Annotated in this window: 15 protein-coding genes; 4 read left to right on the forward strand and 11 right to left on the reverse strand. The window is 57.0% G+C overall.

What is annotated here, in order from left to right:
- Positions 1-6: 6 nt before the first annotated feature.
- The 7 genes from B3527_RS05740 to ccoN are packed head-to-tail and all read right to left on the reverse strand — an operon-like array spanning position 7 to position 7,751.
- Positions 7-2,250 carry a heavy metal translocating P-type ATPase gene (locus B3527_RS05740; RefSeq protein WP_290479313.1) on the reverse strand — a complete coding sequence of 748 codons (2,244 nt, stop codon included), beginning with the start codon at positions 2,248-2,250 and terminating at the stop codon, positions 7-9.
- Positions 2,247-2,759, reverse strand: coding sequence for a FixH family protein (locus B3527_RS05745; protein WP_290479312.1), 513 nt, complete (start codon positions 2,757-2,759; stop codon positions 2,247-2,249). The genes B3527_RS05740 and B3527_RS05745 overlap by 4 nt, the downstream gene beginning before the upstream one ends.
- On the reverse strand, positions 2,756-4,228 hold the full coding sequence (ccoG, locus tag B3527_RS05750; protein WP_290479311.1) for a cytochrome c oxidase accessory protein CcoG: 1,473 nt from the start codon (positions 4,226-4,228) through the stop codon (positions 2,756-2,758). The genes B3527_RS05745 and ccoG overlap by 4 nt, the downstream gene beginning before the upstream one ends.
- An 8-nt stretch (positions 4,229-4,236) precedes the next feature.
- A complete protein-coding gene (gene ccoP, locus B3527_RS05755; RefSeq protein WP_290479310.1) occupies positions 4,237-5,121 on the reverse strand; it encodes a cytochrome-c oxidase, cbb3-type subunit III in 885 nt (294 codons plus the stop codon).
- The gene (locus B3527_RS05760; protein WP_206992951.1) at positions 5,114-5,275 is read right to left on the reverse strand and encodes a cbb3-type cytochrome c oxidase subunit 3; all 162 of its coding nucleotides are present in this window, start codon (positions 5,273-5,275) and stop codon (positions 5,114-5,116) included. Before B3527_RS05760 ends, ccoP begins: the two co-directional genes overlap by 8 nt.
- Positions 5,276-5,287: 12 nt before the next feature.
- Positions 5,288-6,058: a cytochrome-c oxidase, cbb3-type subunit II gene (ccoO, locus tag B3527_RS05765; RefSeq protein WP_034813539.1), complete on the reverse strand. Its 771-nt coding sequence runs from the start codon at positions 6,056-6,058 to the stop codon at positions 5,288-5,290.
- A 10-nt stretch (positions 6,059-6,068) separates the two neighbouring features.
- Positions 6,069-7,751, reverse strand: a complete 1,683-nt coding sequence (gene ccoN / locus B3527_RS05770; RefSeq protein WP_349677830.1) for a cytochrome-c oxidase, cbb3-type subunit I — start codon at positions 7,749-7,751, stop codon at positions 6,069-6,071.
- A 151-nt stretch (positions 7,752-7,902) separates the two neighbouring features.
- On the opposite strand from ccoN, the gene B3527_RS05775 reads away from it, so the two are divergent.
- The 4 genes from B3527_RS05775 to B3527_RS05790 all read left to right on the forward strand — a co-directional run bounded on the left by B3527_RS05775 (position 7,903) and on the right by B3527_RS05790 (position 10,458).
- On the forward strand, positions 7,903-8,169 hold the full coding sequence (locus tag B3527_RS05775; RefSeq protein WP_206992949.1) for a hypothetical protein: 267 nt from the start codon (positions 7,903-7,905) through the stop codon (positions 8,167-8,169).
- 30 nt (positions 8,170-8,199) lie between these two features.
- The gene (locus B3527_RS05780) at positions 8,200-9,363 is read left to right on the forward strand and encodes a PAS domain-containing sensor histidine kinase (protein WP_290479308.1); all 1,164 of its coding nucleotides are present in this window, start codon (positions 8,200-8,202) and stop codon (positions 9,361-9,363) included.
- Positions 9,364-9,370: 7 nt separating this feature from the next.
- A complete protein-coding gene (locus B3527_RS05785) occupies positions 9,371-9,991 on the forward strand; it encodes a response regulator transcription factor (protein WP_206992947.1) in 621 nt (206 codons plus the stop codon).
- 74 nt (positions 9,992-10,065) lie between these two features.
- Positions 10,066-10,458, forward strand: coding sequence for a response regulator (locus B3527_RS05790; protein ID WP_290479307.1), 393 nt, complete (start codon positions 10,066-10,068; stop codon positions 10,456-10,458).
- A gap of 23 nt (positions 10,459-10,481) precedes the next feature.
- Here the strand turns inward: B3527_RS05790 and B3527_RS05795 are convergent, their stop codons facing one another.
- From B3527_RS05795 to B3527_RS05810, 4 genes are read right to left on the reverse strand one after another with little or no spacing between them, the layout of a single operon-like run.
- Positions 10,482-10,808, reverse strand: coding sequence for an ArsR/SmtB family transcription factor (locus B3527_RS05795; RefSeq protein WP_034813549.1), 327 nt, complete (start codon positions 10,806-10,808; stop codon positions 10,482-10,484).
- Positions 10,805-14,056, reverse strand: coding sequence for an efflux RND transporter permease subunit (locus B3527_RS05800; RefSeq protein ID WP_290479306.1), 3,252 nt, complete (start codon positions 14,054-14,056; stop codon positions 10,805-10,807). Before B3527_RS05800 ends, B3527_RS05795 begins: the two co-directional genes overlap by 4 nt.
- On the reverse strand, positions 14,053-15,042 hold the full coding sequence (locus tag B3527_RS05805; RefSeq protein ID WP_206992944.1) for an efflux RND transporter periplasmic adaptor subunit: 990 nt from the start codon (positions 15,040-15,042) through the stop codon (positions 14,053-14,055). The genes B3527_RS05800 and B3527_RS05805 overlap by 4 nt, the downstream gene beginning before the upstream one ends.
- A gap of 1 nt (position 15,043) precedes the next feature.
- A complete protein-coding gene (locus B3527_RS05810; protein ID WP_290479305.1) occupies positions 15,044-15,403 on the reverse strand; it encodes a rhodanese-like domain-containing protein in 360 nt (119 codons plus the stop codon).
- Between the last annotated feature and the right edge of the window lie 34 nt (positions 15,404-15,437).

The following is a 15,437-nucleotide window of genomic DNA, read 5'->3' on the forward strand; positions in this document are numbered from 1 at the left end:
AGACCTTTAGTTCTCGATCTGCAGCCGTATTGCGTTGAGGGTTACAATAATTGAGGACAGCGACATGGCAATGGCGGCGATCAGAGGTGTTACGTGCCCGGTCACCGCAATCGGAACGGCGACAACATTGTAGGCAGCGGCCAGCGCGAAATTCTGCCGCATGACCGACCGTGTTTTTCTCGCTACGCGCAAAACGACCGGAATGGCTTCGAGCCCCCCACTATATACGGCGTCGCTCGCTGACTGGGTGATGTCGATCGCGGCTCCCGGTGCCAAAGATGCGTGGGCCAGGGACAAAGCGCCGGCATCGTTCAGCCCGTCCCCCACCATAAGGACGCGGCGGCCATCGGCGCGGAGACTCTCCAGACGGGCGACCTTTTCCTGCGGTGTGGCTTCTCCGGTCCAGTCGCTGATCCCGAGGGCCCCAGCCAGCGAGGCAACGGCGCTATTCTGGTCTCCCGACACTATCTCCAACTCGATGCCCTGGTCTCGAAGCGTCTCAAGCGCCTCAGCAGCACCCGGCTGTACATCATCAACGAAGCGAAATTGGACCGCTGGAGTGTCGCCCTGGTCTAGCCACAAGGATGGGCCGAGCAGAGCGCCTTTCGCTGCCGCACCTGTCCAGCCGGCCGAGCCCAGCCGCCAAACCTGACCATCCACTTCCGCCTCAAGACCGCGCCCGGCAATTTCATGTACACCTTCCAGCACAGTTCCCGGTCCCGCCATGGCCACGAGGGCGCGCGAAAGCGGATGATGGCTGACACGGGCCATGCTGGCGGAATCTGCAAGCATGGCTGCAGCCTCAGTCGACGCAAGTGGCACCGGGCAGCCATTCTGCTGAATGCCTTCTAGTTTCGGCGTACCGAGAGTAAGTGTCCCGGTCTTGTCAAAGACGATATGATCCACTTCGGCAAGACGCTCAAACGCATCCCCGGACCGTAGATAGACGCCCTTGCGAAACAGTCGCCCCGCCGCCACGACTTGAGCCACTGGCGCCGCGAGGGCGAGCGCACACGGGCAGGTAATGATGAGGGTCGCTACGGCGATCATCAGCGCCTCTGGTAGTGACGCGCCAAGCAGCAACCAACCGACACAGGCGAGCACCGCTGTCGTATGAACGAACGGCACGTAGATGGAAACGGCACGGTCGGCGATCCGGCGATAGGCAGACCGGCGCTGCTCACCAGCCTCCAGCATTTCGCCAATTTGTGACAGCAACGACTCTTCAGCGACCTTCAACGCCTCACCACGAAGAGGTCCGGTCACGTTGATCGCGCCCGCATGAAGCGTCATTCCCGGAGAGAATGTACGAGGCAGAGATTCACCCGTCACCAGGCTCTCATCCACATCGCTGATGCCTGTGAGAATACGCATATCCACCATTGCGCGCTCTCCTGGCGCGAGCAGGATGCGATCCCCTGCCGCAATGTCGCTGGCCGCGACAGAGACGGCGCTTCCATTGTCGTTCAGGCGGGTGACAGCACTTGTCTGCATTGCCGCCAGGGCATTCGCTGCCGCATGCGCCTGCCGACGGAGACGCGCATCCAGGAACCGTCCGATCAACAGGAAGAAGCACAACATCACGACGGCGTCGAAATAGGCGTGTTCACCGCCGCGTATCGTTTCAAAAAGGCTAACCCCAAACGCGAGGCTCAGCGCCAGTGAGATTGGGACATCCATGTTCGCATGCCCCTTGCTGAGCGCGGCCCATGCCGAGCGAAAGAAGTGGCGCCCGGAAAACAGGAGGACTGGAAGAGCAATTATCCCGGAGAGCGCATGCAGCGTTTTGCGTGTCGCCTCGCCCATCTCGCCATGTCCGGCCCAGACAGACACCGACAGCAACATGATGTTGGCGGCCGCAAAGCCTGCGACGCCCATCGAGATGAGGAGGGAGCGTTCTTCGCGCGCCTTGTCGGCTGCGCCGGTATCGGCTGCCTGCGCCGAAACACCATAACCGAGATCGGATATCGTCTGGGCAATCCGGTCAGCGGCAAGAGGGCCGGTCCACCGCACCCGCATCTGTCCGCTCGAAAGGTTCAACCGTGCCTGCGTCACACCCGGCAGGGCCGAGACGGATTTTTCAATCTTGCTGAGGCAGCCACCGCACTTCGCCCCCCGCACAACGAGATCAATCGCGCGCTCGTCTCCGACAATCCGAACAAAGCCCGAATATCCCCTTTTGGTATCTCGCGTGGCTGCAGGTGCAAGACCAGAGGGGCATCCGGGTACGGAGGGAATCGCTGTCGTCACGGCAGAATCACGATCCGCTTGTTCGCACGGAACACCACCTCGTCTGCCTCAGCATCAAAGACCTGGAACCGAGCGTCCCATCTACCAGCCGGTAAATCGGCAACACTCGTGACATAGTCACCTGAACCATGAGACTCGAGCACTACGACCTCGTCGTGCGTCGTACTGCCGGGATGGCGCAACTCGACAGATACCAAACGCGCCGATATGGGCTCGCCAGCGGAGTCAGCCAGATTGAACACAAGATTTTCGTCATACAGGCCAGCCGCAGCGCTCCATCCGAGCAGGTCTTGCGAGGCCTTCGCTTCCAGCGTGCTGTTATAGTCCAAACCCTGCAGGTAGGACTTCTTCACATCCTCACCCGGAAAGCTGGTAATCGCATGATAGAGGAAAATACCGTTCACCGTGAACATGAGACCGAAGAAGCCCAGCATGATCCAGAACACATGCCATCCGGTTAATTTTCCACTCTTGGAACTCGGGTCAGCGCTCAGCGCATGGTCTGTCATTGTTCATCTCCTCTGAACGAAGATATGTTTACATCGGTCTCACCCGTGGCCGCGTCGCGCACCGTGAACGTCACTTGTCGGCGAGGAACGGTCGCATTTGCCACTACGAGGATGCGGTAGCGATCCACCCCAAATGCCTCCACAGGCAATTCGAGCGTGTCGCTGCCTTCATGCTCCATACCGATCACCTTGAACGCCCCCCCTTCCAATCCACTGACATCAAGCAGCATTGTACGGGGTTCACTTGCCTTGTTCACGAGCTTGAGTGTGTAACCATTCTGAATACGTCCGTCCGAAAGGGTGACAAAGGGGGGCGAGCGATCCTTGAGTATGTTTGCTTCAATGGTCGACTTGGTGGCAAGCCCCCACGCCATCAGACTCCCGATGGCAAGCATGACGACAGCATAGACGACAGTACGTGCTCGAATCAGTTTGTGCTTGGGCGGGATCAGCCCTTCATTTCGCGCAGCCACGGCAATCTGTGTATCATAGGCAATAAGACCCTTGGGCCGATCTACCTTCGCCATGATCTCGTCGCACGCATCGATGCATAGTGCGCAATGGATGCATTCGAGTTGCTCACCATCCCGGATATCGATGCCCATCGGACAAACCTGAACACATTGATTGCAATCAATGCAATCGCCACGGTCGTCCCAGCTCTCGGATTTACGCTTCGGACCTCGGGGTTCACCGCGGTCATAGCGATAGGTCACATTGAGGGCCTGCTCATCTGTCAAAGCGCCCTGAATGCGCGGCCAGGGGCACATATAAGTGCACACCTGTTCGCGCATCGTCCCTGCCAGGAAATAAGTTGTCAATGTGAGGATTCCGGCGAACCAATAGGCGGTCAGGGGCGCATCACCGGTAAACCAGCCAGCAGCGACAGTCGGTGCGTCATGCCAGTAGAGAATGAAAGCGCCACCGGTCCAGAATGCGATAACAAGCCAGACAGCATGTTTGCCCAATTTTCTCGCGATCTTGTTTGCCGTCCAAGGTGCTTTGTCGAGACGCATGCGGGTCGCACGGTCACCCTCAAAGGCGCGCTCGACCCATATGTAGAGATCGGTCCAAACGGTTTGTGGGCATGTGTATCCGCACCAGACCCGACCAAGCAGGGAGGTCACAAGAAACAACAATAGGGAGGCGAGTATCAGCCCGCCAGCCATGTAGTGGATGTCCTGCGGCCAGAGTTCGATAAAGAAAAAGTAGAATTTTTCGCTGGAGAAGTCTGCCAACACAGCCTGATCTGGAATGCCTTCACCGCGATTCCATCTTACCCATGGCAAGCCATAGTAAACACCCAGAGTGGCGGCCATCACAATCCATTTGATCGTCCGGAACTTGCCATGCGCGAGCTTGGGGTAGATCTGCTTGCGCTTGGCGTAGAGGTCTTCATGCCGCGGTGGCTCCCCGCCTGATTGGGCAGGGAGTTCCGAAGCGTGGTCGATCAAGGTTGTGCTGGCCATACTGGCTCCTACTCGCCGCCGCCGAGCGAATGTACGTAAACGGCAATCGCCTTGATAGTTGCGTCATCCAATCGGTCGTCCCAAGCTGGCATGTGGGAATTGCGGGCATTGTAGATAGTGGCTTCGATGTCCGCTTCGCGGTCACCATACAGCCACTCTGCATCCGTCAAATTTGGTGCCCCTTGGGTGCGATCCCCGGTCCCGTCCGCCCCATGACAAGTAGCGCATTGCTGCTGAAAGATTGGTGCGGCCCGCAATACAGCTTCCGGATCATCACTGTGCCCTGACAGATCAAGAACGTACTGCGCAAGATCATCCACTTCGCTGCGCTTCAGCAGGCCATCTCGTCCAAATGCCGGCATCGCGGAAAAGCGGGTTCCATCATCGGTATCGTGACGGATACCGTGTCGGATCGTGTATTCGATACCGTCCAGGGAACCATCCCAAAGCCAAACGTCATCCGCCAGCGCCGGGTACCCAATGGCACCGCGCCCACCTGCCCCATGGCAAGTTGCGCAATTGTCGCCGAAGGCACTTTCACCCATGGCCAACGCAAACTGCTGCAAGGTGCGGTCGGTTTCGATCTTTTCGAGCCCAGCATCCAAAAGGACGATGGATTGTGCGTCACGCGCCGTCTTGAGTTCGCTCACCGCCTTGGCGACTTCAACTCGATCTGAATGTCCGCGAAGACCTTTGGTGTTGGTACCGAGTCCCGGCAACGCAGGTATGGCCGGCATCAGGATCATGTAGACAATCGCCCAAGCAATTGACATGTACCAGACAAACAACCACCAGCGCGGCAGCGGATTGTTCAGCTCCTTGATTCCGTCCCACGAGTGTCCGGTCGTCTCAACGCCGGAATGTTCGTCAATATCCTTGGATTCATCAGTCATTTGACGGCCCCTTGTCTTCAAGCGGAGAATTGGCGGCGCGGTCGAATGTTTCCTGGTTGCTGGGCCACAAGGCGTAGATCAATGCCCCGGCAAACATGAGGACGAAATAGACCAGGCCACCGGTCTGAGCGAAACTTGAGAGTGCTTCATACATGCGAGTTGCCTCCTAGCGCCGATTGCTGAGGTCATCAGCTTCATAGGTCGAGAAGTCGACGAGCGTGCCGGTCATTTGAAGATAGGCCACAATGGCATCCATCTCCGTGACGCGCCGAGGATCACCATCATAGTCGCGAAACTCAACGGAGCCCTCGCGCCCGGATGCGCCATCATATTGTTCAAGTAAGCCATCTAGATAATCATATCCTTTTTCGTCTGGATCGGCCTGAGCGTAGAGGTGCCCTTCCGCGTTCTCGATCATTTCATCTGTATAAGGCACGCCAAGCATGCGCTCGGTACGAAGGCGATCCTCAATCCGGTCGAAGTTCAGCTTCTTCTCTGCAAGAAAGGCATAAGGCGGCATGACACTTTCCGGCACCAGCGCACGCGGATCCTTGAGGTGGTCCACTTGCCATTCAGCAGAATACTTTCCACCAACACGGGCCAAATCGGGACCAGTCCGCTTGGACCCCCACTGGAAAGGATGGTCGTACATACTTTCTGCCGCGAGTGAGTAGTGGCCATAGCGTTCCACTTCATCCCGCAAAGGGCGCACCATCTGGCTGTGGCAAACATAGCAGCCTTCTCGGACGTAGATGTCCCGGCCCATCAGTTCGAGCGGGGTGTAGGGACGCATCCCGTCCACTTTCTCGATCGTGTTGTCCATATAGGCAAGCGGTGCCATCTGGATCAGTCCGCCGATGGAGACCACAACCAAGATACCTATGGTGAGCAGAAGCGAGTGACGCTCCAGCAATCCATGTTTGTTCAGAATACTCATGGATTCGCTCCTATTCAGCCGGAACCAGCGTCGTGCGTGGTTCGGGAGTTGCGTATGGGTCGGGCTTGGCCTCGACCGGCTCGGCAGCGCCATGACCAAGTGCGGTACGCACAAGGTTGTAGGCCATGATCAAGGCACCGCTGAAGTAAAGACTGCCGCCCAGCGCACGGATCATGTAGCTGATGTGCTTGGCTTCGACGGTTTCCACGAAGCTGTATTCGAGGAAGCCATACTCGTTATAGGCACGCCACATCAGGCCTTCCATGATTCCGGCAAACCACATGGAGATCATGTAGAACAGGATGCCGATCGTGGAGATCCAGAAGTGCCATTCGACAAGAGACTTTGAGAACAGAGCCTTCTTCTTGTAGAGCCACGGCACGAGGCAATAGAGCGCCCCGAAGCTGATATACCCAACCCAGCCGAGCGCCCCGGAGTGAACATGCCCGATTCCCCATTCCGTATAGTGACTGAGTGAGTTGACGGCACGCACTGACATAAGCGGACCTTCGAACGTCGCCATGCCGTAGAACGCCAACGACACGACCATCATGCGAACCACTGGATCCGTGCGCAGCTTGTCCCAGGCACCAGACAGGGTCATGACGCCGTTGATCATGCCGCCCCAGCTGGGCATCCAGAGCATGATCGAGAAGGTCATTCCAAGCGTTTGCGCCCATTGGGGCAGCGCCGTGTAATGGAGGTGATGCGGCCCCGCCCAGATATAGATGAAGATAAGGCTCCAGAAGTGAACAATGGACAGCCGGTAGGAATAGACTGGTCGATTAACCCGCTTCGGAATGAAATAATACATGATGGCGAGGAAGCCTGTGGTCAGGAAAAAGCCGACCGCATTGTGGCCGTACCACCATTGCGTCATCGCATCCTGAACACCCGAAAATACCTGCACTGACTTTGTGCCCGTCAATGACACGGGAATGGACAAGTTGTTTACGATGTGAAGCATCGCGATGGTCACGATAAAGGAAAGGTAGAACCAGTTCGCCACATAGATATGCGGCTCTTTGCGCTTCCACAGCGTACCGAGGAACACGAGCAGGTAGGCAACCCACACAATCGTCAGCCACAGATCTACGTACCATTCAGGCTCTGCATACTCTTTCGACTGGGTCACCCCCATCAGGTAGCCAGTCGCCGCAAGCACAATGAATATCTGGTAGCCCCAAAAAACAAACCAGGGCCACATACCGCCCGCTATGCGCGTGCGACAGGTGCGCTGGACGACATAAAAGCTTGTCGCTAGCAGCACGTTTCCACCAAAGGCGAAGATCACGGCGCTGGTATGCAACGGCCGCAATCGCCCAAAATTCGTCCATCCCAGTTCAGGGAAGTAGAAGATGTTCGGGAAGGTCAGTTGAAGCGCGATAATGACGCCAACCAATAGTCCCGCAATACCCCAGAACATGGACGCGAATACACCATATTTTACCAGCGTGTCTTCATAGCGCGACTCATCGAATGGATTGCGGTCGAGCAAATTGCCAGCCCACAAACCCGTGCCCACCAGAAACGCCGTGGCCAGCGCGATGAACGTCATCGCCTGGATGCCCATGGCGTGATCAATCGTGCGTCCTGCGATGATCAGGGCGAGCACCCCGAAGATCGCAACCAGCGCGGAGACACTTGCGATACTCCCCCCGCTGGCATTCGATGAATTGGTTCGTGATGTCATCATTCTGTTTAGCCCCTTCCGCAGAGCGTTGCGGTTGCGTCGTATGGGGCTTGATTACGGTGATCGCTTTGCGGCGCGTATAGGGGCTTTCCCGTATGGGACAGTTCGTCCGCTTCTCTTAAACGAGGGCGGGAATTGGAGGGTCTTGCCTGTGAAACGAATTCATTCTTATGCCATCGCCGCCGCGCTGGTGTTTGCGGGCATCACCAAGATGGTCTTGCAGGCTTCTGCGCAATCCACGCTCATCCTGCCGACCTGTCTTGGAAAGTCTGTGACTATTCCGATTGAAAGCGCCGGCGCACAACTGACGCATTGCTGGGGATGCTACGTGCTTCTGCTCGGGCTGTTGGCTTTCGGTGCGCTCCTGTTGAACGACCTGCGGCATTCACGTCTCCGCACGAGGTCTGTTCTTTCCTAAATGCCCAGCCGCACCTACAGTGCTGGGATCATGCCGAATCCCCTGTCTGACCTCTGGCGCTTGGAGAATACCGACTTTCAGGATTCGGATTCGCTCCAGTCGATTCTGAGATCCATCCTGCTGTCGGTCCCAGATGCCATGATCGTGATTGATGACACGGGAATCATCATGGCGTTCAGCCGGGCGGCCGAAAACTTGTTCGGCTACAAGTCGGAAGATGTCGTTGGGACGAATATCAAATGCCTGATGACCCAATCTGACCAGACGCATCACGACCAATATATCCGCAACTACCTAACCACCGGAGAGCGCCAGATCATTGGTATCGGTCGGATCGTTGAAGCGCGCCTCGCAAATGGCGATTCCATACCGGTGGAATTGAAGATTGGCGAAGCCAGTATCGGCGGCCGCAAGCTGTTTACGGGGTTCATCCGTGATATCACCGAGAAACAGGCCAACATGCATCGTATCGGGGAGCTCCAGGCGGAACTCGGAAACTTCTCGCGGCTGAGCGCGGTCGGGACGATGGCCTCCGCCATGGCTCACGAACTCAATCAGCCGCTCACAGCCGTCGCAAACTATCTCGAAGCCGCACGTGACCTGCTGGATGAACCGAGCGAGAATGACCTGGCCATGGTTCAGGAAGCGGTGTCCGCCGCTGCAGAACAATCAATCCGGGCTGGCCAGATTGTTCGCCGGTTGCGCGATTACGTCTCACGCGGGGAACTCGATCTCAGGCCCGCTCCCCTGAAGGGTGTGATTGACGACGCTGCGGCCATCGCCAAGGTCGGCATCGAAGGCCCCCTCGCCCGAGTAATTCTTCGAATGGAAGATCCCGGGATCATTGTCATGGCGGACAGGCTCCAGTTGCGACAGGTGTTCGCCAATCTCATCAGGAATGCCATTGAGGCGCTTTCGGGAACAGAAACACCTCAGATCTGGATCTATACGCAGTCTTCCGGCGAGGAAGTGACGATCGAGGTCAAGGACAATGGCCCGGGGCTTTCAGAGGAGTTGCTCCATTCCCCATTTGATGCTTTTCAAACAACCAAAGCCAGTGGCATGGGGCTTGGCTTGTCGATTTGCCAAACCATAATCGAGGCGCATGGCAGCACGATTGCGGTTTCGTCCGAACCTGGCGCTGGAGCATCGTTTACGTTTACTTTAAGAGTAGCCACGAACGTGGCAGGGTGAGCATGCGATGACGAAGACCATTTTCCTCGTAGATGACGATGATGCCATCCGGCATTCCGCCAGCTTCATGCTGCGGCATGCCGGCTACACGGTGAAGACCTATCCGGATGGCGTGAGCTTCCTGGACGCATATGAGCCGAACGACTCCGCCTGCATACTTCTGGATGTTCGCATGCCTGTGATGGATGGCCTGACTGTACAGCAGGCCTTGTCCGAACGCGGCAACAAGATGCCCATCATTGTGCTCACCGGGCATGGAGATGTATCGGTCGCCGTTCAGGCCATGAAGAATGGCGCCATCGAATTCCTGGAAAAACCTTATGAGAAAAAGGCTCTGCTTGAAGCCATCGAAACCGGTTTCAGCCGCATTTCCGACGACGAGGCCCAACAAGGGCTCAAGAATGAGGCGGTTGCGAAACTAACCCGACTAACGACCCGAGAATCCGAAGTGCTCGATTGCCTGGTTGAGGGCATGACCAACAAGGCCATCGCCGACGAATTGTCGATCTCCCCCCGAACGGTGGAAATTCACCGTGCAAACCTGATGGAAAAACTTGAAGCCGACAGTTTGTCTGCAGCGCTGCGCGTTGCATTCATGGCGGAACGAGGCCGCAAAGAGGCGCGCTAAGTAGGTCTACTTAGAGACGTCATACTCCTGCGATCATAGATGTGTGACTCCGAAACTATCGAGACCACGCCTAAATGAATCAGTCCGTTTCACAGCCCGACCTGCTGAGGGTTGCACTTGTCGAGGATGATGAGGAGGTTCGCTACTCCCTCATGATGCTCCTGCGATCACGCGGGTTTGCCGTAGATTCCTATCGCAACGGCATGGAAATCCTGATGAACCAACCAAGTCTGCAAGTCGATTGCCTTTTGATCGATTACAAACTACCTCGGTTTGACGGTGTGGATCTTCTCGAGAAAATGAGGCTGGCTGGCGACATGACACCCGCAATCCTGATCACTGGCTATTACTCCACAACGCTCAAGGAGCGCGCGCTCAAGGCTGGATATGCCGCTGTTGTCGAAAAGTCTTCTGCTCCTCAGGAAATCCTGGACCGATTGTCAGAGGCGACAAAGCAACTCCATTAGGTTCGTCTCGTCTTCTGCAGGAATCACTGGTCGTAGAATTTGCACAATGTCTCTATGACTGCAGTGCCAACACCTCCGGTCGAACGGTAGAATATCGCCTGACCGTCCCGTCGCGACGCAACCAGCCCCTCGGCCTTCAATTTCGACAAATGTTGCGACACGGCTGATAGCGATTGGTTCACTGCCTCGGCAATCTGGTTTACAGGCATTTCACCGTCAAACAACTCACAGAGAATACGTAGACGGGTCTCATTGGCCATCGCCCGCAGTGTCGCGCAAACTTCGGATACTTGATCCGACAGCGCATCAACTGAATCTGGATCGGGACGTGGATCGGCAGGCTCGCTCATGCCGTCTGACCTTCTGTGACAAGATCGTCATCGCCATCAGAAACCGCTGGTGCCACCCAATCTGGGCCCTTCAGCGCCACATAGATCGCCGGAATCACGAGCACCGTCAGAGCCGTTGAAGAGGCAAGCCCGAAAAGGAGCGAAATCGCGAGTCCCTGAAAGATCGGATCTGTCAGAATCACCGCCGCACCAATCATCGCCGCCAGCGCCGTCAACAGGATTGGCTTGAAGCGGATCGCGCCCGCATCCAGCAGAACTTCTTTCAATGGCTTGTCCGCAAATTGGCCATGCCGAACGAAATCGACCAGCAAGATCGAGTTTCGAACAATAATTCCGGCAAGGGCTATAAAGCCAATCATGGAGGTCGCAGTAAACGCCGCGCCGAACAGCCAGTGCCCGATCATGATGCCGATCAGAGTGAGCGGCACAGGTGTCAGGATAACGAGGGGTGTCCGGAACGTGCCAAACTGGGCGACCACCAAAATGTATATGGCGACCAGAGCCACCCCAAACGCCACACCCATGTCACGGAAAGTGACATAGGTGATTTCCCACTCGCCGTCCCAAAGCAGGGAGGGCTTTGATTCATCAGATGGCTGACCATAGAGACGGATAGCAGGCTGCTCCAGCCCCGCACTTTTCCAATCATACGATTCCACCTGATCCTGAATTGCCAACATCCCATAGATCGGCGCTTCGAACCGGCCAGCAAGCTCGCCCATGACCATGTCAGCGAAGTAGCCATCTCTCCGGAAAATCGTCGATGACCCCGCTTCCATCCGGGCGTCCACGAGCGTGCCCAGTTCGACAGCTTGCGCGCCCGACTGTATGGGAACTGGCAAACTGGCCGTGCGCTCGGACCAGACCTGCGCAGATTTCGGTAGGCGGATCGATACGGAGAGTGGGTCACGTCCTTCGCCGCGGGGTGCCACGCCAACGATCTGGCCTGAATAGATCAACGCCAGCGAATCCAGTATATCCTGCTCAGCGACGCCCTGATCAGCCGCAATCGTCTCATTCACGGAAAGGACGAGACGCGGTTGCGGTCCTCCGAAGGAATTGTCCACATCGACAATGTACTCCGTGTCTCGGAACAATTGCTCAATCACATCGGCCGTCTTGCGCCGCGTTTCGGCATCCGGGCCGTATATCTCGGCCAGCAGTGTCGAAAGGACTGGCGGACCGGGCGGCACTTCCACCACTTTCACACTCGCCCCTTCGGGCAATGGCACGACATGCAACTGGTCCCGCAAAGCAAGAGCGATGTCATGGCTGGACCGGTCTCGATGACTCTTTTCCAGAAGATTGACCTGCAAGTCCCCTAGTTCCGGTGCGGCACGCAGGAAGTAGTGACGCACCAACCCATTGAAATTGAACGGCGCTGCTGTGCCAGCATAAGCCTGAACGGATTCAACTTCCTCTACATCGTACATCGTCGCGGCGAGGGCAAACAGGGTGCGTTCGGTCTCTTCCAATGTCGTGCCTTCCGGCATGTCCAGCACGATCTGAATTTCCGATTTGTTGTCAAAGGGCAGCAGCTTGACGGTAACAGCCTTGGTGGCAAATAAAGTAAGCGATGCGAGCGTCGCAACGCCGACAAGCCCCAAGAATATCCAGGCATTTTTCCGGCTCGCGACAATCGGTCCCGCAACAGATCGGTAGAAGCGACCCAAAGGGGTCTCCTCATGCTCTGAGTGCCCACTGACAGGCGCCTTCCCGGCAATCTTCATCAGCAACCAAGGCGCGATTCCCACCGCGACGAAGAAAGAGAACAGCATGGCGGCCGATGCGTTTGCGGGAATAGGCGCCATGTAAGGGCCCATGAGCCCCGAGACGAACATCATGGGCAAGAGGGCCGCAATAACGGTCAGTGTGGCAACAATGGTAGGATTTCCTACTTCCGATACCGCATCGATGGCGGCCTGAGCGCGTGGGCGACCGTCCTTCATCGCCCAATGCCGGGAGATATTTTCGATCATGACGATCGCATCATCAACCAGAATGCCGATCGAGAAGATCAGCGCAAACAGGCTGACTCGATTGATCGTGTATCCCATCATCAGTGCCGCAAACAAGGTCAGCAGGATTGTGGTCGGGATGACAATCAGGGTCACCAAGGCTTCACGCCAACCAATGGAAAACGCGATCAGCACCACAATCGAAACGGTCGCCAGCCCCAGATGGAAGAGCAACTCATTCGCCTTGTGGTTTGCCGTTTCGCCATAATTGCGGGTCACAGCAATATGGACCCCTTCCGGTATCATTTCACGCTTCAATAGTTCAAGACGCTCGAGGATCTGATCCGCAACCACCACCGCGTTGGCGCCTGGCCGTTTCGCCAGGGAAAGCGTAACGGCAGGAAATGATTCGAATTCCGCACGCTCAGCATTCCGCTCCAGCGTCCAGGCTCGTGCCTCTGTCTCGATGCCGGCCACACGGACCCGCGCGACGTCGGAAAGATAAACCATGCGACCATCAGGAGCTTGAATTTCCAGCCGTTCGAGATCGCCCACAGCGGCGATCCGGTCGCCAGCCTGAATGATGATTGAGTCGCCAGAGCCGCGAGCCGTGCCAATGGGACGCGCCTGAACGGCCTGCGCCGTCACATCGACCAACGCCTGAAGAGAGACGCCATAAGAAGACAGCGCCTCGATGTCGGGTTCAACGCGAAGCTCGAGACTACGTCCCCCAATAACGTCAGTCAGGCCGACATCCTCCACCTTCAGGAGTTCTTTCAGAACCTCATCGGCGAGCATGCGCAGGCTGGTATCGTTCCAGACATTTCCGGTCCACGTTTCCGGGGACAGCGTCAATGTAACGATGGGAACATCGTCAATGCCGCGCCCCACGACTTGCGGCATCTGAACTTCAGGTGGGATGCGGTCGATATTGGCGCGAATCTTTTCGTGAATTCTCAGAATTGCGTCATCGGCATCAGTACCGACCATGAACCGCGCCGTGACGATAGCGCCGTCATCGCGGCTCTGACTGTAGACATGTTCGACGTCGGGAATCGCCTTGATGATTTCTTCCAGCGGCTCAGTGACCTGCTCGACCGTATCAGCCGCTCGCAGCCCGGGCGACTGGACCAGAATGTCCACCATCGGCACTGATATCTGCGGCTCTTCCTCGCGCGGTATAGTCAACAGGGCGATCAGACCAACAGCCAGCGCTGCCAGAAGGACCAGAGGCGTTAGCGGTGAACGGATCGTGGCTCGGGTGATGGAGCCGGAAACATCGGCCTTCATGAGTTCTCCGCTCCCGGCAATGTGACCACATCGCCCGGTCTCAGTCCGGAGAGCACCTCAAAGACCCCATTGGAAACCAATGGCTCCGCCAGCACGACGGGGGCCTCAACGAAGCGATCACCCACCTTTACGCGCACAAAGTCTACTCCATAGCGCGTGGTGACGTATTCCTGTGGCAGAATGATCGCGCGGCGATCACCCACCGGGGCGAGCACATCGGCCCGTTCGCCCACCAGCGCATTCAATCCGCCATCCACAACTGCGTCCGCGACCACTGCACCGTCTCGCAGCGCTGGATAAATCTTCTCAATGCGTGCTGTGCGCACGTCATTGTCGCGCGCGGGCAGGCGTAACGAAACTTCTCCGCCTTCAGCCAGAAAGTTCAAATGCCGCTCCGGCAAGGACAATCGCACCAGCCCGTCGAGCGTCGCGAGGTTGGCAACGACCTGCCCCGGAGATACCACACTGCCTTCAACCACGAGTACATCTGTCACTCGTGAGTCAACTGGCGCGCGGACATACCCTTCCGCCCGACGGGCGATCAGACTGCGGCGTTCTTCTTCTGCGGAGGCTCGATTGGCCTTCACAACATCCAGAGCGGCCTTTTCCTGCTCGAACCGGGCTTTGGGATAAAATCCATCTGCTAACAGTTTGCTCGCGCGGGCGAGGTCTTCTTCCTGCTGTGTCATTTGCGCCGTCAATCCATCGACGCGAGATTGGAGTGCATTGATTTGCGGCGCTATCGTGTCGTCAGCCACGAAGGCGAGCACCTCACCAGCCTTGACCGTTTGGCCCTCATCGATGCTCAACTGTGTGATGACACCCTGAAGGCGAGACCGCGCCATAGCTGTATCACTCGCCTCAATACGCCCCACAACCGGACGAAAATCCGTGATGATGGACTCCTGAATGGTCAGTGTCTGCGCGGTGGCAGTCATGCTCAGCGCCAAGCCAACAATGAGACCACCGATATGTCGGGCGATCATCTCAATAGTCTCCCTTGTCAACGATCGCACCCGTCGACGGGTCCAGCCGAATGCAGGGCTGCCCTGCCGACGTCCAGGCCGCGATGCCTCCCGCCAGATGAGCCGCGTCTGCGCCTGTTTCCTTCATGAAAGTGTTGAGCGCCATTCTGGACCGTTTGCCAGATCCACACTGAAACACGATCCGCCTGCTTCCATCCGCAGGAATCGCTTTGGGTTCAAACGTGGATAAGGGGTGCAGCAATGCGCCATGAATGCGTTGGTTTGCGAATTCTGCAGGCTCGCGGACGTCGACCAATACGATCTTGCCAGCCTTGAGGTCTGCAAAGACACTTTGCGGTGTCAGGTCATATTTATCAGCCATGATTTTTTCCTCTGCCAAGCCACCGGTCGCATTC

The organism is Hyphomonas sp. UBA4505, assembly GCF_002388685.1.
In the GTDB taxonomy this organism is placed as follows: domain Bacteria; phylum Pseudomonadota; class Alphaproteobacteria; order Caulobacterales; family Hyphomonadaceae; genus Hyphomonas.